At 65.0% G+C, this 25941-nt stretch carries 24 protein-coding genes; 9 read left to right on the top strand and 15 right to left on the bottom strand.

Going from position 1 to position 25941, the window contains the following annotated elements; translation table 11 throughout:
• Positions 1–120 precede the first annotated feature (120 nt).
• A complete protein-coding gene (locus BJY26_RS19545) occupies positions 121–1692 on the top strand; it encodes an LCP family glycopolymer transferase (protein WP_179427443.1) in 1572 nt (523 codons plus the stop codon).
• A 21-nt stretch (positions 1693–1713) separates the two neighbouring features.
• On the opposite strand, the gene BJY26_RS08765 is transcribed toward BJY26_RS19545, so the two are convergent.
• Positions 1714–2178: a MarR family winged helix-turn-helix transcriptional regulator gene (locus tag BJY26_RS08765; RefSeq protein WP_179427441.1), complete on the bottom strand. Its 465-nt coding sequence runs from the start codon at positions 2176–2178 to the stop codon at positions 1714–1716.
• 57 nt (positions 2179–2235) lie between these two features.
• Between BJY26_RS08765 and BJY26_RS08760 the strand changes: the two genes are divergently transcribed.
• The 3 genes from BJY26_RS08760 (at position 2236) to BJY26_RS08750 (ending at position 6121) form a co-directional block, all read left to right on the top strand.
• Entirely contained in the window at positions 2236–4245 is a 2010-nt protein-coding gene (locus BJY26_RS08760; RefSeq protein ID WP_179427439.1) for an FAD/NAD(P)-binding protein, read from the top strand.
• Positions 4246–4317: 72 nt separating this feature from the next.
• A complete protein-coding gene (locus tag BJY26_RS08755) occupies positions 4318–4914 on the top strand; it encodes a nitroreductase family protein (RefSeq protein ID WP_179427437.1) in 597 nt (198 codons plus the stop codon).
• A gap of 22 nt (positions 4915–4936) precedes the next feature.
• Positions 4937–6121 carry a low temperature requirement protein A gene (locus BJY26_RS08750; protein ID WP_237249172.1) on the top strand — a complete coding sequence of 395 codons (1185 nt, stop codon included), beginning with the start codon at positions 4937–4939 and terminating at the stop codon, positions 6119–6121.
• Here BJY26_RS08750 and BJY26_RS08745 read toward each other — a convergent pair.
• Positions 6063–6941: a PaaX family transcriptional regulator C-terminal domain-containing protein gene (locus tag BJY26_RS08745; RefSeq protein ID WP_179427435.1), complete on the bottom strand. Its 879-nt coding sequence runs from the start codon at positions 6939–6941 to the stop codon at positions 6063–6065. The two genes, BJY26_RS08750 and BJY26_RS08745, sit on opposite strands and share 59 nt — an antisense overlap.
• Positions 6942–6991: 50 nt before the next feature.
• Between BJY26_RS08745 and BJY26_RS08740 the strand changes: the two genes are divergently transcribed.
• The 4 genes from BJY26_RS08740 to BJY26_RS08725 all read left to right on the top strand — a co-directional run bounded on the left by BJY26_RS08740 (position 6992) and on the right by BJY26_RS08725 (position 10729).
• Positions 6992–7753 (top strand): VC0807 family protein, encoded by a 762-nt coding sequence (locus BJY26_RS08740; protein WP_179427433.1) that lies wholly within the window; start codon positions 6992–6994, stop codon positions 7751–7753.
• Positions 7750–8238 carry a hypothetical protein gene (locus BJY26_RS08735; RefSeq protein ID WP_179427431.1) on the top strand — a complete coding sequence of 163 codons (489 nt, stop codon included), beginning with the start codon at positions 7750–7752 and terminating at the stop codon, positions 8236–8238. The genes BJY26_RS08740 and BJY26_RS08735 overlap by 4 nt, the downstream gene beginning before the upstream one ends.
• A gap of 54 nt (positions 8239–8292) precedes the next feature.
• Positions 8293–8700 carry an RNA-binding S4 domain-containing protein gene (locus tag BJY26_RS08730; RefSeq protein WP_179427429.1) on the top strand — a complete coding sequence of 136 codons (408 nt, stop codon included), beginning with the start codon at positions 8293–8295 and terminating at the stop codon, positions 8698–8700.
• A 163-nt stretch (positions 8701–8863) separates the two neighbouring features.
• Positions 8864–10729 carry an ABC transporter ATP-binding protein gene (locus tag BJY26_RS08725; RefSeq protein ID WP_179427427.1) on the top strand — a complete coding sequence of 622 codons (1866 nt, stop codon included), beginning with the start codon at positions 8864–8866 and terminating at the stop codon, positions 10727–10729.
• Between the two features lie 13 nt (positions 10730–10742).
• On the opposite strand, the gene mgtE is transcribed toward BJY26_RS08725, so the two are convergent.
• The 12 genes from mgtE to BJY26_RS08665 form a co-directional block, all read right to left on the bottom strand.
• Positions 10743–12077: a magnesium transporter gene (mgtE, locus tag BJY26_RS08720; protein WP_179427425.1), complete on the bottom strand. Its 1335-nt coding sequence runs from the start codon at positions 12075–12077 to the stop codon at positions 10743–10745.
• 228 nt (positions 12078–12305) lie between these two features.
• Positions 12306–13328, bottom strand: coding sequence for an alpha/beta hydrolase fold domain-containing protein (locus BJY26_RS08715; RefSeq protein ID WP_237249171.1), 1023 nt, complete (start codon positions 13326–13328; stop codon positions 12306–12308).
• Between the two features lie 22 nt (positions 13329–13350).
• Positions 13351–15039 carry an ABC transporter ATP-binding protein gene (locus BJY26_RS08710; protein ID WP_179427421.1) on the bottom strand — a complete coding sequence of 563 codons (1689 nt, stop codon included), beginning with the start codon at positions 15037–15039 and terminating at the stop codon, positions 13351–13353.
• Positions 15040–15924, bottom strand: coding sequence for an ABC transporter permease (locus BJY26_RS08705; protein WP_179427419.1), 885 nt, complete (start codon positions 15922–15924; stop codon positions 15040–15042).
• Positions 15921–16877: an ABC transporter permease gene (locus BJY26_RS08700; protein WP_179427417.1), complete on the bottom strand. Its 957-nt coding sequence runs from the start codon at positions 16875–16877 to the stop codon at positions 15921–15923. Before BJY26_RS08700 ends, BJY26_RS08705 begins: the two co-directional genes overlap by 4 nt.
• Complete coding sequence (locus BJY26_RS08695) at positions 16874–18454, bottom strand: ABC transporter substrate-binding protein (RefSeq protein ID WP_237249170.1); 1581 nt, start codon at positions 18452–18454, stop codon at positions 16874–16876. The genes BJY26_RS08700 and BJY26_RS08695 overlap by 4 nt, the downstream gene beginning before the upstream one ends.
• Positions 18455–18478: 24 nt before the next feature.
• Entirely contained in the window at positions 18479–18976 is a 498-nt protein-coding gene (locus tag BJY26_RS08690; protein ID WP_237249169.1) for a thioesterase family protein, read from the bottom strand.
• Entirely contained in the window at positions 18973–19935 is a 963-nt protein-coding gene (locus BJY26_RS08685; protein ID WP_179427415.1) for a 3-hydroxyacyl-CoA dehydrogenase NAD-binding domain-containing protein, read from the bottom strand. The genes BJY26_RS08690 and BJY26_RS08685 overlap by 4 nt, the downstream gene beginning before the upstream one ends.
• A gap of 3 nt (positions 19936–19938) precedes the next feature.
• The gene (locus tag BJY26_RS08680) at positions 19939–20826 is read right to left on the bottom strand and encodes a beta-keto acid cleavage family enzyme (RefSeq protein ID WP_179427413.1); all 888 of its coding nucleotides are present in this window, start codon (positions 20824–20826) and stop codon (positions 19939–19941) included.
• Positions 20823–21755, bottom strand: a complete 933-nt coding sequence (locus tag BJY26_RS08675) for a TetR family transcriptional regulator C-terminal domain-containing protein (RefSeq protein ID WP_237249168.1) — start codon at positions 21753–21755, stop codon at positions 20823–20825. Before BJY26_RS08675 ends, BJY26_RS08680 begins: the two co-directional genes overlap by 4 nt.
• 123 nt (positions 21756–21878) lie before the next feature.
• Complete coding sequence (locus tag BJY26_RS08670) at positions 21879–22337, bottom strand: nuclear transport factor 2 family protein (RefSeq protein ID WP_179427411.1); 459 nt, start codon at positions 22335–22337, stop codon at positions 21879–21881.
• Between the two features lie 103 nt (positions 22338–22440).
• Entirely contained in the window at positions 22441–23271 is an 831-nt protein-coding gene (locus BJY26_RS08665) for an MBL fold metallo-hydrolase (RefSeq protein ID WP_179427409.1), read from the bottom strand.
• Positions 23272–23614: 343 nt separating this feature from the next.
• Between BJY26_RS08665 and fdhA the strand changes: the two genes are divergently transcribed.
• Positions 23615–24829 (top strand): formaldehyde dehydrogenase, glutathione-independent, encoded by a 1215-nt coding sequence (gene fdhA / locus BJY26_RS08660; RefSeq protein WP_179427407.1) that lies wholly within the window; start codon positions 23615–23617, stop codon positions 24827–24829.
• Between the two features lie 123 nt (positions 24830–24952).
• On the opposite strand, the gene BJY26_RS08655 is transcribed toward fdhA, so the two are convergent.
• Complete coding sequence (locus tag BJY26_RS08655; protein WP_179427405.1) at positions 24953–25822, bottom strand: oxidoreductase; 870 nt, start codon at positions 25820–25822, stop codon at positions 24953–24955.
• Positions 25823–25941 lie beyond the last annotated feature (119 nt).

Raw genomic sequence — 25941 nt, 5'->3', positions numbered from 1 at the left:
CAATTGCGCTTTGATGTGCATAACGAGCCGCCAAACGTCTATCGTCGTTACGTGCCTGTTGCCACGCGATGACGTCGTGCGCCTTTTCAGGCCCATCAGTACCCGATGACGAGGAGAGCGGTGCCGGATTCTTCCGAGCAGGCCACGCGGCGTTCGATCCGCGAGGCCGAGAAGCGCCGCCGTTCCGCCCGTCGTCCCGACGAGTCGGATTCATCGACCGAACGCCACGCCTCGTCCCGCGGTGACAGGTTCACCCACGTCCTGACGTGGACGACAGTCGGCACGTTGATCCCCGGAGCCGGGCTCATCGCTGCGGGCCGGCGCGTCCTGGGCGGCGTCATCCTCGCCGTGTTCATCGTGGGGCTGGCAGTCATTGCCGGCATCATCATTTTCGCCGATCCCATGGAGATCGGCCTGCACCTGGCCGTCTCACCGGCCTGGCTGACGACGATCGCCATCGTCTGCGCCGTCCTATTGCTGATATGGGCCGCGATCATCGTGGCCTCGTACGTCGAGTTGAAACGGCCGCTGTCGCTGCAGAGCCCGCAACGCGTGCTCGGCGGCGTCCTCGTGGTCTGCATGCTGGCATTTGCGGCAATGCCGACCGGGCTGGGCGCTTTTTACAGCCTGACCGAACGGTCGCTGCTGACCAACGTGTTCGGCAACTCCGGCCCGATCAAAAAGCACGGGCCGAACGTGGCCGCGGACGACCCGTGGGAGGACATGCCGCACATCAATGTGCTGCTCTTGGGCTCGGACGCCGGCAAATCCCGTATCGGCACCCGCCCCGACACGCTGATGGTCGCCTCGATCGACACGCATACGGGCGAGACGAAATTGATAGGGATCCCGCGAAACCTCGACTTCCCCATCTTTCCCAAGGGCACGAAGATGGCCAAGAAGTTCCCCGACGGGTTCAACGCGTTCGGCAAACAACAAAGCATGATCAATTCCGTGTGGACGTGGGCTGCTCAGCATCCGCAATACGTCGACGGACCCAAGAAACAGGCCGGGCTGACTGCGACGACGCATGCCGTTGAGGGTTCGCTCGGACTGTCGATCAACTATTTCGCGCTTGTGAACTTGCAAGGGTTCGAGGACGTCGTCAATTCGATCGGCGGCGTCGACATCAACGTCAACCGCAAGATTCCGATCGGCGGCGGACACGATCTCGGCACCGGCGGCAAGTACCCGATCCGCGGCTATATTCAGCCGGGCCAGCAGCATCTCGACGGCTTCCACGCCCTGTGGTACGTCCGCTCGCGCGAGGGCTCGAACAACTACGACCGCATGTGCCGTCAACAGCGGATGATCAAGACGGTGCTGGGGCAGGTCAACCCCGCCAAACTCGCCCTGGCGTTCCCGCAGCTGGCCGGCTCTGCCACCCGGAACGTCGAGACCGATATCCAGCAGGATCAGCTGAAGTCGTTCGTCATTTTGGCCCGCAAGGTGAAGGTCGCCGGTTTCCAGACCATCCAAATCGACAACAACGTGGTCAAGACGTGGCATCCGGATTACGACAAGCTGCACAAATTCATCGACAAGAAGACCAGCGAGAAGGCACCAAGCGGCACGGCGCCGACGGACACCAAGCCGTCAAAGACCAAGGACAAGCCGACACAGAGCTCGGACGAAGCGTCCAACGACCCGACCACGCAGTGCTATCCGCCCGAGGAGCGGCCGGACAGCTGAGGCCGCGGGAAGCAGCCGGGCCTATTCGTCGACGTCGGACAGCAGCCGTTCCACCACTGCGACACCGTCGCGAAGCGACTGCCGCTCCCTGCCGTCAAGCGATTCCATCCGATCGCGCAACGCGTTCGCCACGCCGTCCCGCAATTCCCCGAGTCGGCGCACGCCCTTTTCGGACAGCCGGATGCGAACCGCCCGCCGGTCCTCCGGGTCGGTGACGCGCTCGACCAGTCCGTGTCCTTCCAGTCGCTTGAACATTGCCGTCGCGGTCGGCTGCGAGCACCTGTCGCGGACGGCGAAGTCGCCGACGCGCATTTCGCCGTATTCGTCAAGGATCGCCAGTGCCCGCCACACGGCCGGCGGCACCTGTGTCTCGGACAGTCGAGCGGAGGCGCGAACCAGCTTGGACGACGCCACGATAAGGTCGATCGAAAGTTGGTCGACGGCGGCATGCATGCCGTTTTCGGTGGTGGAGACGTTCGGTGCCATGGCGCCAATTATACATAGTAACTCTATATTTTTAGGCTCGTATGTAAATATATGAGTATGCCGCGGCGAGGTCCGCGGCTCCTCCATCCGAAAGGTCTCAAGAACATCGACCCGTCGTACGCCGCCGACCCGCACGTACTCACCGTCGCCGTCATTGGTGCCGGGCCGCGCGGAACAAGTGTGATTGAACGCCTCGTCGCCCATGCGGCCGAGCTCGACGCGTCGTTGACCATCCACGTCGTCGACCCGCACCCCGCCGGGTCCGGCCAGGTGTGGCGCGACGACCAGAGCCCGCTGCTGCTCATGAACACTCAGCCGGGCGACCAAACCGTATACCCCGATTCGAGTACCACTTTCACGCCGCGGGACACCGGCCCGGACATGGCCGATTGGCTGCGCCAGGTCGCTGCCGGCAATTCCGACGAACCGGCGGACGTGGTGGCCGAGGCGCGGGCGCTCACCCCGAGTTCGTTCCCGTCCCGCCGGCTGTACGGCGCGTACCTGCGGGCGGCCTATCACCGCATTGCCCGCGAAGCACCGCCGTCGGTGCGCCTGCTGCGACACGCCACCCGTGCCCGGGCCCTGCGCGAGACCGCCGACGGCCGCCAAGTGATCTCATTGGCCGACGGCACCGAGTTGATGGCCACCCACGTCGTGCTGGCCCTGGGCCATTTGCCGGCCCAGCCGACCACCACGTCCCGGCGGTGGCGGGACTTCGCCGACGCCCACCAACTCGTGTACCAACCGCCCGCTCTGCCGGCCGACGTGGATTGGGATCGGATGGCCCCGCCCGGTGAACGCATCATTTTCCGCGGCATCGCGCTGAATTTTTTCGACATCTGCGCCATGGTCACCGAAGGCCGCGGCGGCCGGTTTGTGCCGGACGGCGCACGCCTGACCTATCTGCCGTCGGGACGCGAACCGGTGCTGATCGCCGGTTCCCGTCGCGGCGTGCCCTATCGCGCCAAACCAATCGTCGACGGCGTGCCGCTTCCGCGCTACCACCATCGGTTCTTCACTGCGTCGGCTCTCGAAGCGCGGCGCCGGCAAGCGCAGTCGGGGCAGCTGGCGTTCAACCGGGACGTGTTCGGCCTGCTACAGCGCGACGCGCTGTGGATTTATTATCAAACGCTGGCGCGCACCGATCCCGAGGCGATTCACGGCGACGTGCGGGAACTGCTCGATCACCTCGAGCATAGGGCGACGGACAGTGCGTGGGAGGCACTCGCCGCGCGACTCGTGCCGGACGAAAGCTACCGCTTCGACGTCCACCGGCTGATCGCCCCGGCCGCCGGCCTCACCTTCGACGGGTACGACGAGTGGCACAGGTGGGCGGTCGCCTACTTGGATGCGGACGCCGCCCAAGCTCGCCGCGGGGTCGATTCCCCCGTGAAGATGGCCGCACTGGCCATCTACACCGGGCGCGAGATGGTCAAACGGCTCGTGCTCGTCGGCGCGATCGAACCGGCGTCGTTCCTCGACGAGGTCCGGGGGTGGTTCGAGGATGTCGCACAGACTCTCGGTTCCGGCCCGCCACTGCGCAGGATCGAGGCACTGTCCGCGCTGGCCCGGTGCGGCCTCGTCAAATTCATCGGCCCGCGCATGCAGGTGGACACGCGCAACGACGGCAGCGCCCGGTTCGTCGCGACATCCCCGGCAGTTGCGGGCTCGGAATTCGCCGCCGAACGGCTGGCCGAAGCGTTGGCCCCCGCCAACCGCGTCAGCGTGGCGGCCGACGGGCTGCTGCGCGATCTGCTCGATACCGGCGCAGCCCGGCCGAAATCGTATCGATTGCCGGATCTGACAACCGTGCCCGGGACGGGTTTGGACGTCTCTGCCCGTCCGCATCGGTTGATTGATGGGGCCGGCCGCACGCATCCACGCCGGTACGTCATCGGTTTGCAGCTCTCCAGCGTTGAATGGGGCACCGCAATTGCAGCGACCCCCGGGACGAATGCGATCTCGCTGGGCGACGCCGACGCCATCGCCCGCGACATCCTCGGGTTGAAAACGTCCGCCCCGCAGTCGGTAGTCGATCTTGTCTCGCGAGTGAGGGACGTCACGTAACGCTTCGGGAAGATCATCGGCATTCCGGCGGTTGTGCCCAGTTGAAGATTCAACCGCAGAAATTGGAGTTCCATGTCGATCGATTCCGCCGCTCGCGCCGCCGATACCGCCGCCCCGATCCTCCCCGTACTGTCGGAACGCTGGTCGCCGCGCGCGTTCGATCCCGAGGCAGTCCTCCCGGAGGGCCGGCTGGCCGGAGCGCTCGAAGCCGCGCGCTGGTCGCCGTCCGCCGCCAATACACAGCCGTGGCGGTTCATCATCGGCCGACGCGGCACGAAGGCGTTCGACAAGATCTTCACGAACCTGGCCGAGGGGAACCGCAAGTGGGCCGGTTCGGTCTCCGCGCTCGTCGTCAATGTGGCCGAGCTTCGGCGCGATGACGGCACGGAACTTCGCTGGGCCGAGTACGACCTCGGGCAGGCCGTCGCGAACTTCAGCGTCCAAGCTCACCACGAAGGCCTGCACGTGCACCAGATGGGCGGTTTCGACGCCGAGGCCATTCGCACGGCCTTCGATCTACCGGACAGGTTCTGCGCCGTGTCGGTGACGGCAGTCGGCACGATTGGCGATCCGGCCGCGCTGCCCGAGCCGTACCGCGAGCGCGAAAGCGCGCCGCGCACCCGTCGACCGCTCAGCGACGTCGTGTCGACCGGCGACTGGGAGATTTAAAGCTTCCCGGCATAATTGGCGCATGCCCCCACCTCGTCAATCATTGCCGCGCATGGTTCCGCGACGTCGGGATGAACCCGGCCGCGGCGCCACCCCGCTCGAGCTGCTCTTCGACTTGGTCTTCGTCGTGGCGGTCTCGCAAGCGTCGTCCGGCCTGCATGCGGCTATCGCGCACGGACACTCCGGGCCGGGAATCGTCGGTTACCTGATGGCTTTCTTCGCCATCTGGTGGGCCTGGATGAACTTCACCTGGTTCGCCTCGGCCTATGACACCGACGATTGGCTCTATCGCATCACCACCATCGTCCAAATGGGCGGTGCCCTGGTGCTTGCCGCGGGCATTCCCGGTTTCTTGGCCGTCGAACACCGTACGTTCACGCTCGGAGTGCTCGGCTACGTCGTGATGCGGCTCTCGATGATCTTTCAGTGGTTGCGCGCCGCCCACGACCATCGGGACGCGCGTCCGACCACGCTGCGGTACGCCGTCGGCATCGCCATGGCGCAGGCCTATTGGGTGCTCATCCTGTTGCTGCCCGGCTCCATCACCCTCATACCGTTCCTCATTGGAGCGATCATCGAACTGTCGGTTCCGGTGATAGCCGAACGGCATGGGCAAACGAACTGGCATCCCGGCCACATCGCCGACCGCTATTCGTGTTTCACGATCATTGTGCTGGGCGAATCGATCCTGGCATCGACGCATACCGTGGTCGAGGCATTCGGGTCGCCCGGGCACGGACCCGAGCTGATAGTGCTGGCCGCAACGGCCCTCGTCGTCATCGCGTGTTTGTGGTGGGTCTACTTCGCCTTGCCGCAACAACACCTGCTCGTGCGGCTCAGTGTCGCGTTGCGGTGGGGGTATTTGCATGCGCTCATCTTTGCCTGCGTAGCGGCCGTGTCGGCCGGGATCGAGGTGCTTGTCGACTTCGATGCCGGCTCCGACCTCTCGCGCACTGCCGCACAGGCCGCGCTTTGCCTACCGGTCGCCATTTACGCGTTTCTGGTGTGGGTCATCATCGTGCGGCCGCAGTCCGCGCGCTGGGTCAATATCGCCGTCCCGATCGGCGCACTGCTGTTGGCCGCGGCCTCGCTGGCCCCGTTCGGCGTCCAGTTCGCTGCACTGATACTTGCCGCGCTGGCCGGAATGCTCACCCGCTTCGGCGGACGTCGTCCGCACCAGAGTCCCGCGCAAACTCCGCCGGCTTGAATTCGACGAGACTCCGGTGCCTGCTGGCCCGAATTACCGACTCGACGTGTGCATTCACCGCGCCCTCCCACACCGTGAGCATGTCGCCGAGCAGCCTGTCGAGTTCACCGGCTTTCCAATCGGCGGGCAGCAGCTCGGCCGGCAGGCCCGGGTCGGACAGGCGGACGTCGATCGACGCCAGGTAATTGTCGTGGAATTGCCGGAACGCTGCAGCGTTGTCCCTCGGCACGGCCGAGATCTGCGTGAGCTTTTCGGCCGCGCGGCATGCCCGCGCGAATTCGGCGGCCCTGCGGGGTAGATCCCAGGCACGAGCGGCAACGGCCCGGGCGGCCGCGGGGTCGAATTCCAAGGTTCCGGTCTCGAGCAGGCCGTTCCCGTCGTAGTGCCGGGGCGCCTGCCGCCACAGCTCGTCCCCGATGGCGATCAGGACACCGGGCCGCAGCGTGCCGAACCCGTAGCCCGCGGCCAACGCACGGAGCTTGTCCTTTTCCGCCCGCTCCGATTCGGGGATGTCGTAAACGATTGTGCGGAACTTTCCGTCCCAGGGCGCCTGCCGGGGCCCGTGTTCGACCCGTTCGAAACCGCGGAGCATTTCACCGGCCAACCGGTAGACGCCGGCGCGGCCGACCCGGGTGACGGTGAGGGCTCCGCGCTTTTTGAGCCGGGCCAGTACGGTCCGTGCGGCGGATTGCGTCATTCCGGTATCGACCAGCAGGGTCGTCAAAATCGTTCCGGGCAGCCCCACGGCTTCGGCAATGCCGAACATGAGCGGAACGCTGCTGACCGGCGACGGTGTGCGCGCCTCACCGGATTGCGCCATTTGATGTCGTTTTCCTTCCGAATCGTGAGTGCATGTGCCACAATACCGACATGAGCTCGCCAAGCGAAACAGGTTCGCATCCCCAACGCCCGGTTCAATCCCCGACTCATTCCCCGGCAACGGCGCCGGCCGGCCAGGACGCCGGTGCCCGCCATCTGAACGGCACGGCCATGCTCGGCAGCTTCCTGTTGACTGCGATCTTCGACGTCGGCGTCACCATCGCAGTGTTCCAGATCGCCGAAAACAACGGCGCCAGCACCCAACTGGCATTTGTCTTATCGGGAATCGGTCCGATCATCATGATGGTCATCACATGGATCCGGGCCCGTAAGATGTCCGGCGCCTCGCTCGTCATCTTGTTGTGGGTGCTGCTCTCCGCAGCAGTCGCGTACATCGGCAGCGGCGACGACCGGCTCCTCCTGGTCAAGGACTCGGCAGTCACGGGCGGGTTCGGATTGGCGTGCCTCGTGTCGATATTCTTCCCCAAGCCGATCATGTTCTACTTCGGCGCCAAGTTCGCCACCGACGGCACCAGGGCCGGCCTGGATTACTGGTACGGCCTCTGGCAGTACCCGCAATTCCGGCACGTGCAGTACAAGCTCAATTACGTGTGGGCGGTCGCCTTCATCCTGGAGGCGATCACGCGCATCGTTTTCGCTTACACGACAAGTTTCTCGACGGCGTTCACGGTGTCGAACATCTTGCCGATCATCGTGCTGGCAGGCTTGATCACCTACACCATCACGGTCGGGAAGAAGTCGCAAAAGGCCGGTGACGCCAGACGGGCCGCCGCAGTCGAGAAGGCCGCGTGACGACCAGTCCGGACGACGAGGGCCCCGACAGTTTGGCCGCGCACCGCAGCGCGCTGGGCCGGCTTTCCGGCTTCGCCGGCACATGGCACGGATCCGGCTGGACTCTCACCGAACGCGGCCGCGCGGAATTCGAGCAGACCGAGCACGTGACGTACGTGCTCGGCGGCGGGTTACTGACGATCGAGGGCACGGGAACTCATCCGGGAGCGCCGGACGACGTGCGGTTCCGCGCTTTCGCCGTCGTCCGGTTCGATGCCGACTCCGGGGACCTGAAGTGGCGTGCCTACTCGGGCGGGAATTCGATCGAGGTTCCGCTGGAGAGTACCGATTCCGGCTGGCGGTGGGGATTCGAGCCGGCTCCGGGGATCCTCATGCGCTTCGACATCACTCTCGACGATTCCGGCTGGCACGAAATCGGCCGGATGTCGATGGACGGCGGCCGCACCTGGCAGCCTTCGTTGGAAATGCGCCTCACCCGGGAGTAGTCCCGTCACTCGCGGGGCGACCACGGAACCCGGCCGCCGCAGCCCGGCGTTACCATGGGGGCATCCGTCACCACCCGAGGACGCATCATCGAATCGACAAGTCAGGCCCGCATCGACAGCTGGACGTGGGCCGTCCGCTTTTTCAAGACCCGCTCGGCCGCAACGGCGGCGTGCAAGGCCGGGCACGTGCGCGTCAACGGCGATCGCGCCAAACCCGCCCAGACCGTGCGCATCGGCGATGAAGTACGAGTGCGCAAAGAGCGCGAGCATCGAGTCATAGTCCGACAAATCCTCACCAAGCGCGTCGGCGCGCCGATCGCCGTCCAAGCCTACGAGGACAGAACTCCGCCCCCGCCGCCGCGAGTCGAACAACCGGCCGTCGTGCACCGCGAGCGCGGGGCCGGGCGGCCGACCAAACGCGACCGCCGTGCGCTCGACAAGCTGCACGGCCGCAAACGCTAGCCGCTTTTCTGCCCCGTCCCGGCGGCCCCAATCCGGCGCCGAGTGGTGGCGCAACGCCCAGCTGCTCGCCGCCACTCGAGGGATGGGAACATACCGGCGCGCGCCGTAGTTACGTCGGTAGATCCCTTCCACTCCCCCACGGCTGAAAGCAGCGGACGACACGATGAGCATGGACAACGCGGCATGGAACTCGTTGTACAACGCGATGTACGCCAAAAACGACAAACGCCCGTTTTCCAAGGCGACCTTGACGCGGATCTGGGCGTTCGTACGCCATCGCCGCGCGGCGCTCGGCGTTTTCTTGATCTTGAGCATTGCGGCGGCCTCGGTTGCCGTGGCCACGCCGGTGCTGGCCGGCCGCGTGGTCGATGCGATAGTCGCACACGACGAAGTGCGCACCGTCGTCTTCTTGGCGGTGCTGATCGCCGTCATCGCGCTGGCCGATGCGGCGTTGTCGATTTTCACGCGGCTGTACTCGTCGCGGATCGGCGAGGGGCTCATCTTCGATCTCCGTACCGCCGTCTACGACCACGTCCAACGGATGCCCGTCGCGTTTTTCACCCGCACCCGCACCGGTGCCCTGGTCAGCCGGTTGAACAATGACGTGATCGGCGCGCAGCGCGCATTCAGCGGTACTTTGTCCGGCGTCGTGGGCAATGTGGTGGCGCTCGTGCTGACCCTCGTCGTGATGCTCAGCGTGTCGTGGCAGATCACGCTCTTTGCCTTGATATTGCTGCCGATCTTCGCGGTGCCGGCTCGCCGCATGGGCGGACGCCTCGCACGGTTGCAACGCGAATCGGCAAATCACAACGCCACAATGAGCACGCAGATGACCGAACGGTTTTCGGCGCCCGGAGCCACGCTGATCAAACTGTTCGGGCATCCGGAGTCGGAGTCGGCCGAGTTCTCGGTGCGCGCCGCGCGGGTGCGCGATATCGGCGTCCGCACGGCCATGCTGCAGTCGGTGTTCGTCACTGCCTTGACCTTGGTGTCGGCTCTCGCCTTGGCGCTGGTCTACGGGCTGGGCGGGTTTTACGCGCTGATCGGACAACTCCAGGCCGGCTCGGTTGTCACCCTCGCCCTCCTGCTCACGCGCTTGTACGCGCCGCTGACGTCATTGGCCGGAGCCCGCGTCGAGGTCATGAGCGCCTTGGTGAGCTTCGAACGCGTTTTTGAAATCCTCGACCTGAAGCCGCTCGTCGCCGAAGCGCCCGATGCGCGGCCGATCCCCGACGGGCAAATCGGAGTGGAATTCGACTCGGTCCGGTTCGGCTACCCGGCCGCGGACAAGGTCTCGCTGGCTTCTCTCGAGGAGGTCGCCGTCCTCGACTCCCGCGGCGGTTCCGAAGTGATCCACGATGTGTCCTTCAGCGTCCGGCCCGGACAAACAGTTGCAATTGTCGGGTCTTCCGGAGCCGGAAAATCGACTATCGCCCAACTTCTCACCCGGTTGTACGACGTCGACGGCGGCAGCATCCGCGTCGGCGGCGTCGATGTACGGCAGGCCACGAAATCGTCATTGCAGGACACCGTGGCACTTGTGACGCAGGACGGTCACTTGTTCCATGAGTCGCTGCGCTCGAACCTCGCCCTGGCGCGGCCCGGTGCGACGGACGCCGAGCTCTGGGACGCGCTGGGAAAGGCTCGGCTGACCGAGCTTGCCGGTTCGCTTCCGGACGGGCTCGACACGATAGTCGGCGAACGCGGCTACCGGCTGTCCGGGGGCGAACGCCAACGGCTCACCATTGCCCGAATGCTGCTGGCCAAGCCGCGATTCGTGGTGTTGGACGAAGCGACCGCGCACCTCGACACGACGTCCGAAGCGGCGGTGCAGGCCGCACTGAGCGAGGCGCTCGTCGGCCGCTCGGCCATCGTGATCGCGCACCGTTTGTCCACTGTTCGCGCTGCCGATGCGATCCTCGTCGTCGAGTCCGGCCGAATCGTCGAACGCGGCACCCACGACGAGCTGCTGGCCCGCGGCGGCCGCTACCACGAGTTGTATCGGAGCCAATTCGCCGCAGTCGGGTGAACGCCGGCTCTTGTCAGAACAACACGAGCCGGGCCACCTCGAAATAGATCACGAGCCCCGTACCGTCGACGACGGTCGCAATCATGGGCGCCGAGACAACAGCCGGATCAAGCCGGATCTTGCGCAGTATCGGTGGAAGCACCGTCGCAATCACGGCGCTCCACACGACGATGGCCGCGATCGTCACCGTCACGACCACCCCGACCTCCGGACCGACCCCGAGCGTCCACGCTCGAATCCAGGCGGCAACGGCCATGGCGATAGCGATCAGGCCCGCCGCGGAAATTTCCTTGCCAAGGATGCGTCCCATATCGCGCATTCGTACTTCGCCGACGGCGAGCGCGCGGACGATGGTGGTCGTGATCTGGGTTCCGGTGTTACCGCCGGTTCCAATCAACAACGGGATGAAGAAGGACAGCGCAACCACCTGATCGAGCTCAGCTTCGAAATTTCGCAAAACGCTGCCGGTATAGGCCTCCGCGACAAAGAGGGCCAGCAGCCAGACAATGCGTTTGCGCCACAAGAGGAGCGGACTGGCACGAAGGTACGGGACCTCCAGCGGAGTCGACCCGCCCTGCCGTTCGGCATCCTCGGTCGATTCCGCCACGATGATGTCGGACACGTCGTCGGCACTGATGATGCCGAGGAGCTTGCCGTCCAAGACGACCGGCAGCGCCGCCAGCCGGTGGTTCACCAAGAGCTGCGCGGCTTGTTCTTGATCTTCGTCCGGCTCGACGGTCACCAATTTGGCTTCCATCAATTCCGAGATGCGCATCCGTGACGGCGCCAGCATGAGGTCGCGGAACGTCACGACGCCCAGCAGCGTGTCACGCGCATCGAGAACGAACACGTAAACGATAATCTCCGCCTGCTTCCATGCCGCCCGCACATGCGCCCGCGCCCCCATCGCCGACGAAGTGGACAGCACGGTGAGCACGTGCGGCGTCATTCGCGCGCCGGCCGTACCGTCCGGCCACCGGAGAATCGTGTCGACGGCTGCGCGCTGCGCGTCGGACAGGCCGGTTCGCAGATTCGACAGTTCGTCACCGCTGTGACGCAAGACGGCGGCGACGACGTCCGGAGCGAGTTCATCGAGAACCGCAGCGGCACGCGACGTGCCGAGTCGCGTCAAGATCGCGGCAGCGTGCCCGGCCCACAGCGTCCCGACAAGTTCCCCGGCGTCCTCCACCGGTAGCTCATCGAACAAACGCGCCAAATCAGCCGACGTGAGCGACGTGAGCTGCTCACCGCGATCGATCCGGTCCGGGGTCGCATCAAGCCACTCGCCGACAGTGGCGCACCCATCGGGAAAGACGGGTAGCGCGGGGGTGCCAATCTCGGAGTTCATCAGGGCCTTAGAAAAACGATAGGGTTTCGGCCCGCGACCCCGCTAGCCCGGAGTACGAGCCGCCGACTGGGGCTTCGTCAAAGATCGACTTTCGTCCACGGCGGCTCACCCCCTCATTGATTTCGACTCGAACACGCATTACAGCAGCTGCCGCGTCGAAACGCAATTTGTCCCGTCACCCGGGCGGGGCTGCGCCGGCGAGCATTTCAGGCCGGCCGCTCGGAGGCCTCACAGATGCGCACGGGCGAATTCGGCTCCGCGGGCGAGTTCCTCGTTCGCTTCGTCGAGCATCCGGCCGAAGTGCAGGAAGGAATGCAGGACGCCGGGCACCATTCGAAAGTCGACCTCGCGGCCGTTGCGGGCAAGCATCGCGGCAAGCGCCCTGCCGTCGTCGGCCAACGGGTCGAGCTCCGCTCCGACGATGAACGCGGCGGGCAGATCGCGCGACAAGTCGGCCGAGAGATGGTCGATGTACGGGCTCGAGCGTTCGGCGGCATCGTTGAAATGAAACGCGTCGACGTCCCCAAGCTCCCGCTTGCCCATTCCGTCCCAAAAGCCGCCGTACAACCGGCTGGTGGCGGAATCGCGGAGCCCGTGCCCGCCGTAGTACAAAAGCATCCCGCGAATCGACGCGAACGCCGCGGCCGCCGCGTCCGCCCGGAGCCCCGCTTCGGCGGGCCCGTCCCGGAGCAGCAACACCGTCCCCATCGACAGCATCGACCCGGCCGAGTCGCCGGCGACAACCAGCCGGGAGGGTTCGATGCCGTAGCGCTGCCCTTCGGCGGCCAGGTGCGCCACGACTCCGGCACATTCATGCAGCGCTTGCGGGAACCGGGCTTCGGGCGAAAGCGTGTAGTCGACGCCGACGACTGCGGCGCCGCTCTTGTCGGCGAGCACCCGCATGATCCGGTCGTGCGTGTCGAGATCGCCGACGTTGAAGCCCCCACCGTGGAAATACGCGATGGCCGGCAACGACTCGGCCGCCGTCGGCCGGTAGATCCTGATGGGCACGTCGACCCCCGCCGCATGCACGTGGCCGTCGTACGTCGAGGCCATTTGCGGACCTCCCTCGTTCCAGAAGGAGCGCTCGGCACGGTAATCGGCACGCATCACCGCCAGCCGGGCCGAGCGATCCCCGCCGGGCGCCGAGTCGACGCCGCGCCGTTCCGCGGCCCTGGCCAGCTGATGGTCGAGCACTTCGTACATGCCCGGTGTCAGGGCGTCCCGCACATAGGCCGGGACGGAAGCCATGCTCTGCTGCATCGGTCCTCTTCTAAATCGTGGGCACGTTGTCGAGAAGTTCCCGGGTGTACTCGTGCCGGGGATTGTCCAAGACCTCCGCAGTCGGGCCGTTGTCGACGATTTTGCCCTTTTGCAGGACCGCAAGTCGCTGCGAGATGTGCCGAGCCAACGCGATATTGTGCGTGACGAACAGCATGGCCATGCCGGTTTCGACTTGCAGGGTACGCAACAAGTCCACGATTGACGCCTGCACCGACACGTCGAGCGCCGACGTCACCTCGTCGCACACCAGCACCGACGGCGTGTTGACGAGTGCGCGGGCAATTGCCGCACGCTGTCGTTCACCACCGCTGAGCTCGCCCGGACGCCTGTCGACGAACTGCCGGCCCAGTCGGACCTGGTCGAGCGCTTCAAGCGTCTTGGCGCGGCGTTCGGCCCGGGTGCCGGCACTGTTCATCTCCAACGGCACCGCGATCGATTCGCCGATCGTGCGCCGTGGATTGAGCGACGAGAAGGGACTCTGGAAGACGTATTGAATACGTCGGCGATCGTCCTGCGTGCGTTGGCGGGTGCCGTTCTTCAACGTCTCGCCGGCCAACCGCACGCGCCCGGTGAACCCGGCGTTGAGCCCGGCGATGCACTGCGACAACGTCGTCTTCCCCGATCCGGATTCGCCCAACAGCATTGTCGACTCGCCCGGCGCCAGACTGAGCGTCACACCGTCCAGCACCCGATTCGACCCGTAGCTCAGGCTGATGTCCTCGGCGCAGACGACCGCATCATCGGTCTCGGGCGCCGTCGTGGACACCGAGCCCGCCGGCTCCCCGACCGCCGCCGGCCGGGAATTCTCGACGACCACCGCATGCTCGTCGGTGACGGCGTCCACCGTGCCGATATGATTCCGGCCGGCCAGATCGGGCACGGCGCGAAGCAGTTTGCGCGTATAGGAATGCGTCGGCGAGTACAGCACATCGCGGGCACGCCCCCGTTCCACGATGTCACCGCCCAGCATGACGACGACTTCGTCGGCGACCTCGGCCACAACCGCCAGGTCGTGTGTGATGTACAGGCCCGCCACATCGTGCCGACGAGTCAGCGTATCGATTGTCTCGAGTACGAGCGCCTGCGTGGTCACGTCGAGTCCCGTCGTCGGCTCGTCCAGCACTATCACCGACGGCCGGCACGCGAACGCCATGGCAATGCCGATTCGCTGCTGCTGCCCGCCGGACAGCTGATGCGGGAATCGACGCTGATAGTTCCGGTCGCCGGGCAGGCCGACTTCGGCTAGTACCTCCGCGACCCGCTTGCCGCGTTCGTGCTCGTCGGCGCCGAATCCATGAACCCGCATGACCTCCAGGATCTGCTCGCCCACCCGGATCGCGGGATTGAGCGACAGGGCCGGATCCTGCGGGACGTACGAGATCGATCCGCCGCGCAAGCCGCGGCGCGCCGGTTCGCTCATCGTCAGCACATCGGCCGGCCCCTCGGGGGTCTCGAGCCTCACCTCGCCGCCGCTCAGGCTGAGCCCGCGCCGGAAGTGCCCCATGCAGGCGAGCCCGGCAGTCGTCTTCCCGGACCCGGATTCGCCGACCAGCGACAGAATCTTGCCGGGCTGCAGCTCGAACGACACGCCGTGCAGGATCTCGGTGCCGTGCGCCGTGGTACTGATGCGCAGGTCGCGAACGGTCAGGACGGCGTCCGCCTGGGATTCGTCGGTCATTTACTCGTCCTCCACATTCAGATTGGCCGATGCCCTGGCCAGCGAATCGGTGATCAGGTTCGTTCCCACCGTCAGGATGGCGATCGCGGCCACCGGCAACAACACGCCCCACGGTTGAAGCAGCAGCGCAATCCGATTCTCGTTGATCATCAATCCCCAACCGGCCGTCGGCGGCTGCATGCCCAGTCCCAGGAAGGACAATGACGCGATATAGCCGATGGAGTACGTCATGCGCAGCCCGAGCTCGACCATGAGGGGTCCGGTGATATTGGGAAAGACCTCGCTGAGAAGAATCTTCCATCTCGGCATCGCATACATTTCCGCTGCCGCTATGTAGTCCTCGGTGATGACTGCAACAGTTGCGGAACGGGCCACGCGGGCGATCCGCGGAGCGTGCGTGACGCCGATGACGGTAATCAGCACCCACGCCTTGGGCCCCAGGACGGTGATGGCCAACAGCGCGAACACGATTTGCGGCAAGGCCAGCAAGACGTCGGATCCGCGCATGATGACGGAGTCCAGCCAGCCGCCCTGATAGGCGGCGACCATACCAGCGATCAGGCCCAACAGCATGCCGAGCAGGGTGGCGAGCGCCGCATAGATCAACAGCCGCAGACCGCCGGCCAGGAACCGGCTGGTGATGTCACGGCCGAGGTTGTCGGTACCGAACCACCCGTCCGGCTGGAATGGCCGCCCGGCGAATTCAGTGCTCGAATAGCCCGTCAGCCAGGGAAGCAGGAGCGGTCCGACGAGAGCGAGGACGACGATGACGCCGGCCAGCACAATGCCGATTTTCGCTTGCCGCTGGCGTACCATCCGCCGGAAGAGGCCCGGTGGTGCTTCGATTTCCTTGCCGACCTGCTCATCGGTCTCGATGGCGCTCATTTTGCCACCTCCGTGCGTAGCTTCGGATTCGTGACGATGCCGACGATGTCCGCCAGCAGGTTCACGACGACGTAAACCGCGGCGATCAGCATCGACAGGGTCTGAACGACCTGCACGTCGCGGTTGTCGACTGCATTGACAAGCGCCGCGCCGACTCCCGGGTACCGGAACAGGAATTCGACGACAACTATGCCGCCGACCAACCACGCAAGCTGGATCGCGATGACCTGCGCCACCGGTCCGAGTGCGTGCGGCACCGCGTGTTTGAGGATGGCCTGCCTTTCCGGCACACCCTTCAGCCTGGCCATTTCGACAAACCCGCTGTCGAGCACTTCGATCATCGTGGCCCGCATCATCCTGATGATGTACGGAGTGACGACGAGCACGAGCGTCACGATCGGCAAGATCAGTTGGGTCGGATGGTCCCACACGTGCTCGCCCGGCGGGTTCATCGTCACCGACGGCAGCAGATGCATGACGCTTGTCGACAGCAACGCAATCAGGCCGATGCCGATCACGAACTCGGGAAGGGCAGCCAGCACGAGGCTCACGCCCGTCGCCGCGTGATCGCCTGCACGTCCTCGCCGGATCGCGCCGTAGGTGCCGGCGGCGATGCCGACCGGCACACTGATCACCGCAGCGACCACCATCAGGACGAGCGAGTTCACGATGCGCGGGCCGAGCAGTGCGCCGACCGAGGAGCCGGTCGCTGTCGACGTGCCGAAGTTGCCGACGAACAAACCGCCGAACCAGGACAGATAACGCTGCCAAATGGGATCATTCAAGTGCATTTGCTCGCGCAGGGCATGCAGTCGTTCGGGGGTGGCCTGCTGGCCGAGGATGGCCCTGGCCGGGTCGCCCGGCAACAGCAGCGTGGCGAGGAACACGAGTATCGACACGATGATCAGAATGATGACGCTGATCGCGAGCCTGCGAACTATCAGACGAGTCATGAGTTGCTCCCTCCCAGCCATACGCGGCGGAATTGGAATCCGGACAGCGACAAACCGGTCCGGTTCGGCTTCAACCCCGCCACGTATTTCTGATAGGCGTCCGCCTGATCGGAGAACCCCCAGATGATGTATCCGCCTTCGTCGTAGAGAATCTTCTGCGCTTGCTCGATGAGCCGGTTACGCTGGCCTTCGTTGATGGTCTTCGTCGCTTCGGCCACGAGTTTCGTGAATTTGGCGTTCTTCCAATGCGTTTCGTTGAAGGGCGCGTCTTGAGCGGTACCGGAATTCACTTGCGGAAGAAAGTTGCGCGTGTACCAGAAATCCTGCGCAAACGTCCATTTCAAATAGTTGTCGCCAAAGAACGTCGTCGAATCGACGCGCCGAATATTGACGCGGATTCCGGCCTTTTTCGCTTGCTGCGCGAACACCTGCGCCGCCTCGACCGCGCCGGACTGAATCGGCGCCGTGACAAGTTCGACGTCCAGGCCGTTCGGATGCCCGGCGTCGGCCAGCAGCTTCTTCGCTTGACGGATGTCCTGACGGCGTTGCGGCAAGTCCTTGGAATAGGCGGGATCGAACGGCGCGTACATGTCGTTGCCGATTCGGCCGTGTCCGCTGTAGACCTGCTCGATCATTTGCTTCCGGTCCACTGCCAGCCGGAACGCCTGCCGTACTCGCTTGTCGTCGAACGGCTTCTTGTCGATCCGCATCGTGAACGGCATCCAGGAACCGGTGGGCGAGGTCAAAACGTTGACGCGGGGGTCGGAGCCGATGACTTGCGTGAGCGCCAGCGGAATCTGCCCAATCGCATCGACCTGGCTGGACAGCAGCGCGTTCACTATCGCGTCGTCGTCGCTGAAATCCAGGATGACGAGTTCGTCGAGGTACGGCTGACCTTGGCGCCAGTAATGGTCGTGGCGCGCAAAAACGCTTTGTTGACCGGCGGTGAAGGACTTCACCTTGAACGGCCCGGTGCCCACCGGGTGTTTCGGATCGTAATCGGCCGGGACGATGCCGTTCGCGTACTGGCCGAGCGAGTCGTCGAACGCGGCGTTCGGCGACTTGAGGTGGAATTCGACCTTGTGCTCACCCGCAACCACTACCTTGTCGAGGTCCGTCAGGCCGGCCGCGCCGCTTTTCGGGTCTTTCGGGTCGGTGATCCGCGCGAAAGTGGCCGCCACGTCCTTGCCGGTCATCGGACGGCCGTCGTGGAATACCACGTCGCGGCGCAAGTGCGCCGTCCAGACCTTTGCGTTGGGAGAGGATGTCACTTTGGTGGCCAGGAGCGGGGTGAGTACGTAGTCGTCGTTGTAATAGAGCAACGTCTCGTACAAGTTGATGCATCTGGCGATATCCGTCGTGTTGACCGGAAGATGCGCGTCCAGGGTATCGGAGGCGCCGCCGCCGGTCAGTCCGACGCGTAATCGGCCGCCGCGCTCGGGCTCGCCCTTCGGCGCTTCGATTTCGCCGGCGGGTCCGCCGCATGCAACGAGCATGGCGCCGGCGCCGGCAGTCATTCCCGCACCGAGCAGGCGTCGCCGGCTCAGCGAGGTGGCAGGTGGTGGATTGGGTGGCATGAGGTCAGTTCTCCAGGTAGTCGATCAGCTACGCCCTTGATTGGATTGCGCTGCGCCGGATTGCGCTGGGCCGGATTGCACTGCGCGCCCGATCCAGTCCGGAGGGTGACGATCGGGTCCCGGCAGCGCGCGGGCGATCTCGGCCGCGACTGCGCCGTCGAACGGCACGGTCTTGTCCCCCGCGCCCACGTGCAGGCCGAGCAGCTCCTCGGTGGCGGCAAGCTCGCCGCCGACGTGCATTTCGTGGGCCAAGTGGAGCTTCTTGGCACCGCTCCCGACCACTGACGTCGTCACTGTCAACTCGTCGCCCAGCACAGCCTGGCGCAGGTAGCGGATATGCGCTTCGACGGTGTAGAGCGAGTTGCCGGTACGCCTGCGGTAATCCTCGTCCATGCCGAGGGCATCCATGACGCGGTCGGTGGCGTAGCCGAAAACGAGAACGTAAAACGCTTCGGACATGTGGCCGTTGTAGTCGATCCATTCACGCCGGACGACGTCGCGATAAGTGTGCGGCTTCGTCACGCGGCCTCCCGGATTCCGGAGATGACGCGCTGGATCGCGATTATTGCGGCGTCCCGTTCGGCGATGAGGTCGGCGACCGACCTGTCACCGGCTTCGTCATCGCAACCGGCCACCACGGCGTCGCGCAGTTCACTCGTCAATTCGGGCGCGTCCAGCCGTGTCCAGGGGGACTTCAACGACGGTCCGAAATGGTCGAGCATATGTGCCATGCCGCCTTCGCCGCCGGCCAGGTGGAAGGTCAGCATCGGGCCTTGCACGGGCCAACGCAGGCCCGGCCCGTCGGTGATGGCCCTGTCGATCTGGTCGACTGTCGCTTCACCGGAGTCGATCATGTGCAAGGCTTCGCGCCAAAGAGCCTCTTGCAGCCGGTTGGCGATGAACCCGGGCACTTCCCGGTCCATGGCGATCACCGATTTACCGATGTGGTCGTACCAGTCGGCGGCCCACCGGACCGCTTCCGGGTCGGTCCGGTCGCCGCCGACGACCTCGACCAGCGGTATCAGGTACGGCGGGTTGAACGGATGACCGACGACGAGCCGGCCCGGCGAGGCGGCGTCGCCGGACATTTCAGTCATCGAATATCCCGACGTCGACGATCCGACCACAATGGTCGGGTCGGCTGCCGCATCGATGTCCGCAAGAAGCGAGCGTTTGAGGTCGAGCACTTCCGGAGCGCTCTCCTGGACGAACTGAACGTTCCGGACGGCGCCCGGTAACTCGGCGTGCACGCGCACGTTGTCCGGCGACGCGCCGTCGGCAAGCCCCAGCTCGGTCAGCGCCGGCCAGGCCGCCTCGATGAGCCTGCGTAGCTTGGGCTCGGCGTCCGGCGACGGGTCCCACGCCTCGACGCGGTAGCCGCGGGAGAGGAAGTACGCGGCCCAGCCGCCGCCGATCGTGCCGATGCCGACGCAGCCGACGGCTTCGACGTCCGCCGGCGCCGGGTAGGAGTCATAGCTCATGGATCAGCCCTTCTTGTTCAGGCCCAGGATGTCCCTGGCCTCGTCCGGTGTAGCGACCTGCGCTCCGAGGCTCTCGACGATGTCGACGGCCCGTTCGGTCAGCTCGGCGTTCGTTGCCTTGACGCCCTTGCGGAGGTACAGGTTGTCCTCGAGTCCGACGCGGACGTGTCCGCCCAAGAGCACCGACTGGGCGACCCAGGGCAGCTGATTGCGCCCGATCGCGAACGACGTCCACTCGGCGCCGTCCGGCAGCATGTTCACCATGGCCTGCAACAGGCCCGCGTCGACGGGCGCCCCGTACGGGATTCCCATGCACAGTTGATAGAGCGGCGGCGGATCGATCAGGCCTTCGCGGACCAGCACATTGCCGAACCACAGGTTGCCGGTGTCGAAGATCTCCATCTCGGGCTTCACGCCGAGTTCCTGGATCTTTGCGGCCCCCTCACGCAGCATGTCCGGCGTGGAGACGTAGATATTGCTGCCTTCGCCGAAGTTCAAGGTGCCGCAATCGATCGTGCAGATCTCCGGCAGCAACTCTTCCACGTGCGGCAGCCGGTCGATGCCGCTGACCAGGTCGGTACCCTCCAACTGCTTCGTCGGATCCTGCGGGTCGACGACAAGGTCGCCGCCCATGCCGGCGGTCAGGTTGATGACCGGGTCGACGTCGGATTCGCGGACGATCCGCACGACCTCGCGGTAGAGTCCGACGTCCCGCGAGCCTTGGCCGGTGGCGATATTGCGCACGTGGATGTGCACGGCCGAGGCGCCGGCGCGGGCTGCCGCGATGGCGTCGTCGGCAATTTGCTCGGGGGAAACCGGCACGAATTCGCTCTTGCCGGTCGTGTCACCGGCGCCGGTCAGGGCGCACGTGACAATGGTTTTTTTGGTCATGGTGTGATGCCTTTCTCGCGCCCTGCGTCGGTGAGCAGCGCACGGTCGATGAAGTCGATGAGCCGGCCCTTCATGGCCGCCACATCGATGATGCCGGTGAGAACTTTGATGCCGAGGCCGTCCATGATCGCGGTGAGTTCGAGCGCCAACCCGTCGAGCGGACCGTCGATGACGAGTCCTGCCTGCTGACCGGCCGCTATCGCGTCACGGACGGTTTGGAACCACCGTGCGTACCCTTGCCGGTGGTTTTCCGCCGCGCCGGCGCCGACCGCCACATCGGCCCACGTTTGCAGCCAGATCGACCATTCGGCACCGACGACCTCGTCATCGGGGGTTTGCAGGTCGACGAGTTTCTTCAGCCGCGCAACCGGGTCGTCGATGGCGTACAGGACGGCGACCTGCCTGTCGAATGCCAACTTGACCGAATAGCGCAGCGACTCTTCGAAAAGTTCGCGTTTGGACGGGAAGTAATAGTGCACCGTCGCGCTGGACGTGCCGCAAGCCGACGCGATGTCCGCGATCCGCACGGAGGCGTACCCGCGTGCGGCGATCAGCTTCCACGCGGTCTCGACGATGTCGCGGCGCTTTTTGGCATGCTCACTGTCTTCGCGATGAAGGGTGGGCATGGCCCGGGGAGCCGGTGTGGCCGATGCCGCGTCGTCGTCCGCCGTGGCAAGCAACCAGCTGACGGTGGCGCCCGTGACGTCCGCAAGCCGGATGAGCTCGGCCGGCATGAATCGGCGCGTACCGCGAAGTGATTTGGAAAGCTTCGTCTCGTCCAGTCCCATAGCCCGGGAAACCTCGCGCTGAGCCATCCCGCTGTCGGCGATCGCCGTCCTGACGCGCATGCGAGTACTCGGCACCGCAGCGGAATCCGGGCCGAGATCGTCGTCCGGGGACGGGGCGGGAGGCTCGGAGGCGGACGACATGACCCCGACCTTAAACCAAAACTTGCGATTTCCGCAAACACGCCGCGATCCTCGGTCAGCCGAAGATTGCGATTATGTGATCTAGATCTCTCTATCGGCCGGTGCCGGATACCGGTGCAGGTCTCAGCGCAGGTCTATGACATCGCGCCCGCGGTCGGCGTCCGATCGGCGACCAAAGATGCGCCGTTCGGACTCGATGATTGGTACGTCGTTGATACTGGATTCGCGCCGGCTGTTCAGTCCGGCGTCGTCGTATTCCCACAGCTCGTTGCCGTAACTGCGCCACCAGCGGCCCGCCGGATCGCGGCTTTCGTATTGGTACCGCACGGCGATCCGATTGCCGGTGAACGCCCACAGCTGTTTGCGCAACGAATAATCGAGTTCGCGCTGCCATTTTTGCCGCAAGAACGCGATGATTTGATCGCGCCCGACGATGAATGAATCTCGATTGCGCCATACCGAATCGTCGGTATAGCCCATCGCAACCTTCTCGGGGTCGCACGTATTCCACACGTCCTCGGCCGCTTGGACCTTGGCGGCAGCCGTCTCGGCATCGAACGGCGGCACCGGCATCGGCGACATCTGATACTCCTCTCGGCGAAGCGGGTCATCCGTACTTGCACTGTAGGCACGAACCGCGGAGCCGGACGCGGTCAGCGTACGAACAATTGCGAATCCCCGGTCGTCATCGCCCGGAAAACCCCGAAGGTTCCGTCATGTCCGCCTCGCCGCGCACCCATTCGATATACCGGCCGAGCGAGCGCTTGACGATGGCGGAAGCGCCGGCGGCAATATCGTTCTCGAACGATCCGTACAGTCGCTCGTACTCGTAATCGGCGAGCGCGCGCAGGATTGTGCGGATCGCCCGCTCGGGCAGCGGAATCTTATTGGGATAGGACCGCATGGCCGACACGGTTCCAGGGCCCGGGAAGATGGTGTCGCCGGTCAAAAGCGCGCCCCCGCCGATGCCGGGCACGTGGGCGACGCAGCTGCCGGCGAAATGGCCGCCGCACTGGACCAGTCGGATTCCGCCGCCCAATTCGGCGGTACCCGACCAAAGGCGGATACGTTCGTCCGGGCGCCTGATCCAGCCTGCGTCGTCCCGGCAAAAATACAACGGCACGTCGAACGTGCGCGCCCAGCTGACGGCGGCGCCCGTCATATGCGGATGACTGAGCGCTACTGCGGCGATCCCGCCCAGGTCGCGCACGGCATCGATCATCGACGCATCGATATATCCGCTCGGATCCCACAACAGGTTGCCGTCCGGCGTGGTCACGAGCAGCGATCGCTGGCCGATGGCGACGGCCGGGGCGACAATGATGCGGTGCAGGCTGGCGGCAACGCGCACGACACTGCTTGTCGTTCCGGACTTTTCCAACGTCGCCGACGTCGTCCAGGCCTGTCCCGATGCCGGCACGAATTGCCGCTCGTCCAGACAGATTTCGCACCGCACCGGAGGCCCGGCCGTGTCCGGATGTTCGATGCCGCATGCTGCGCAGATCCAAACTGCCATCGTCGTCCCTCCGATTTCCGGACCGACCGCTCGGCCGCCGGTATTGCACCAACCGTAGACCGGAATTCACGGTGCCGCGACAAGCCATTGACGGGCCGGATTAGGTCGACCTAAGCTGATGAGACGTGGCGGTTGCCACGGCGTCAGGATTGGTAGCCATGCTTATCGATTACGGTCATCTCCGGACGGGCGCTCGGTTCGCCCCCGATGATCGTCGCCGCTGGGCCGTAATCCGGTTTTTCCCGCCCCCGTTTCCCCGGTGAACTTGTCGCTCTTGGTGCCAAACCGGGCGGGGCACCGCTGATCGATTCATTGCCCGGATCGAGTAGCAGGAGGAAGACCAATGCCAGACAATCGCGTGATCGTATACAAAGGACCGCGCCAGGTAGGAATCGAATCCATTGACTATCCGAAGCTGGAAATCCCTGCCGAGGTCGCCAATGGGCTGGGAATGCAGCAAAAAGCGCCGCACGCCGTCATCTTGAAGCTCGTCACCACGAATATCTGCGGCAGCGACCAGCACATGGTGCGCGGCAGGACGACGGCCCCCGTCGGCCAGTCACTTGGCCACGAAATCACCGGCGAAGTGGTGGAAAAGGGCGACGACGTGTTGTTCGTGAAGGAAGGCGATATTTGTTCGGTGCCGTTCAATATCGCCTGCGGCCGGTGCCGGATGTGCAACGAAGGTAAGACCGGCGTGTGCCTGAACGTGAATCCGGCGCGGCCCGGCGCGGCCTACGGCTACGTCGACATGGGTGGATGGATCGGCGGACAGGCCGAATACGTCATGATCCCGTACGCCGACTTCAACTTGTTGAAGTTCCCGGACCGGGATCAGGCACTCGAGAAGATTCTCGATCTGACGATGTTGTCGGACATCTTCCCCACCGGATATCACGGCGCGGTGTCGGCCGGCGTGACAACCGGGTCGACGGTGTACGTCGCAGGGGCCGGTCCGGTCGGGCTTGCCGCGGCATACGCCTCGCACGTGCTGGGCGCATCGGTGGTGATAGTGGGCGACATGAACGCCGACCGGCTGGCGCAAGCCAGGTCGTTCGGCTGCGAGACTGTCGATCTCAGCAAACCGGGTGACCTTCCCGACAAGCTCGAGCAGATCCTCGGCGAGCCTGAGGTCGATGCCGCCGTCGACGCGGTGGGCTTTGAAGCCAAGGGCCACGGCGAGGGTGCGGCCGAACAGCCGGCCACGGTGCTCAACGACATCATGACGGCGACGAGAGTCGGCGCGTCACTGGGCATTCCCGGACTTTATGTCACGGGTGACCCGGGCGGGGTCGACGAGAATGCGAAGATCGGTCAGATCGGCGTCCGGCTCGGTTTGGGCTGGGCGAAGTCGCATTCGTTCACGACCGGCCAGTGCCCGGTGAAGCGGTACAACCGGCAGCTGATGAATCTGATCCTGGCGGGCAAGGCTGATATCGCCAAGGCCGTCAACGCCACGACCATCAGCCTGGACGAAGCGCCCGACGCGTATCAGCAGTTCGATCAGGGTGCTGCCAAGAAGTTCGTGATCGACCCGCACGGGATGGTCGCCGCGTAACTTCCGTTACCGCGCTTCCCCATCGCCGAGAGTGGAGTTGTTGTCGGTTCGACGGTCTCAAAACCGACAACGACTCCACTCTCGACGTGGCGGGCGGGGCGTGGTGGCGGATGCCGGACGGCGTCAGCGTTCGAGGCCGATGGCATCGAGCGTTGCCACGGTGTCCGCATCCAGTTGCAAGTCGGCCGCCGCGACGTTCTCGCGAAGATGGGCGCTTGACGACGTGCCGGGGATCACCGCGATAGCCGGCGAACGTTGCAGCAGCCACGCCAACGCAACTTGCTGGGCCGAGGCCCCGAGTGCGGAAGCCACCGAATCCAGTGTGGTCGACTGAATCGGCGAAAAACCGCCGAGCGGGAAAAACGGCACATACGCGATGCCCTCGCGGGCGGCGCGGTCCACGAGTGGATCGTCGTTCCGGTTGGCCACGTTGTAGTGGTTTTGCACGGTGACGATGGGCGCGATCGCTTTGGCTGCGGTGACTTGCTCATCGGTCGCACCGCTGATGCCGATATTCCGGATGAGCCCTTCGTCGCGCAGTTCGGCCAGGGCACCTACCTGATCGTCAAGATCGGCCGGATCGGCGGGCCCTTCTTCGACCGCCAAGCGCAAATTCACGACGTCCAGCGCCTCAAGACCCAAACGGCCGAGATTTTCGTGCACCTGAGCCTTCAATTCGGCCGGCTCAAGCGTGTGGATCCACGAACCGTCACTTCCGCGCCGCGCCCCGACCTTGGTGACGATGTGCACATCCGACGGATACGGATAGAGCGCCTCCTTGATGATCTCGTTCGTCACGAACGGACCGTAGAAGTCGGCGGTGTCGATATGCGTGATGCCGAGGTCGACTGCTTCACGCAGCACGGCCACCGCGGCATCGCGATCGGCCGGCGGCCCGCTGACCCCCGGTCCGGCCAACTGCATAGCCCCGTAGCCCATGCGTGAAATGCTCAAATCTCCGGCAAGCGAAATCGTTCCGCCGGGTGTACTCATGTGCTTGTTCCTTTCACAATTGTCCCGCCCTGAAGATTTCACGGCCCTCGTCGACGAGAATCTACAAATCCAACGGTGCGGTTGGTAATAGCTTTAGTGTAGGTGCCGGTCCAGCAAAC

It is taken from the genome of Spelaeicoccus albus (assembly GCF_013409065.1).
Classification (GTDB): Bacteria; Actinomycetota; Actinomycetes; order Actinomycetales; family Brevibacteriaceae; genus Spelaeicoccus; species Spelaeicoccus albus.
The sequence above is the reverse complement of the archived record's forward strand: the minus strand, read 5'-3'. Positions and strand labels throughout refer to the sequence as shown.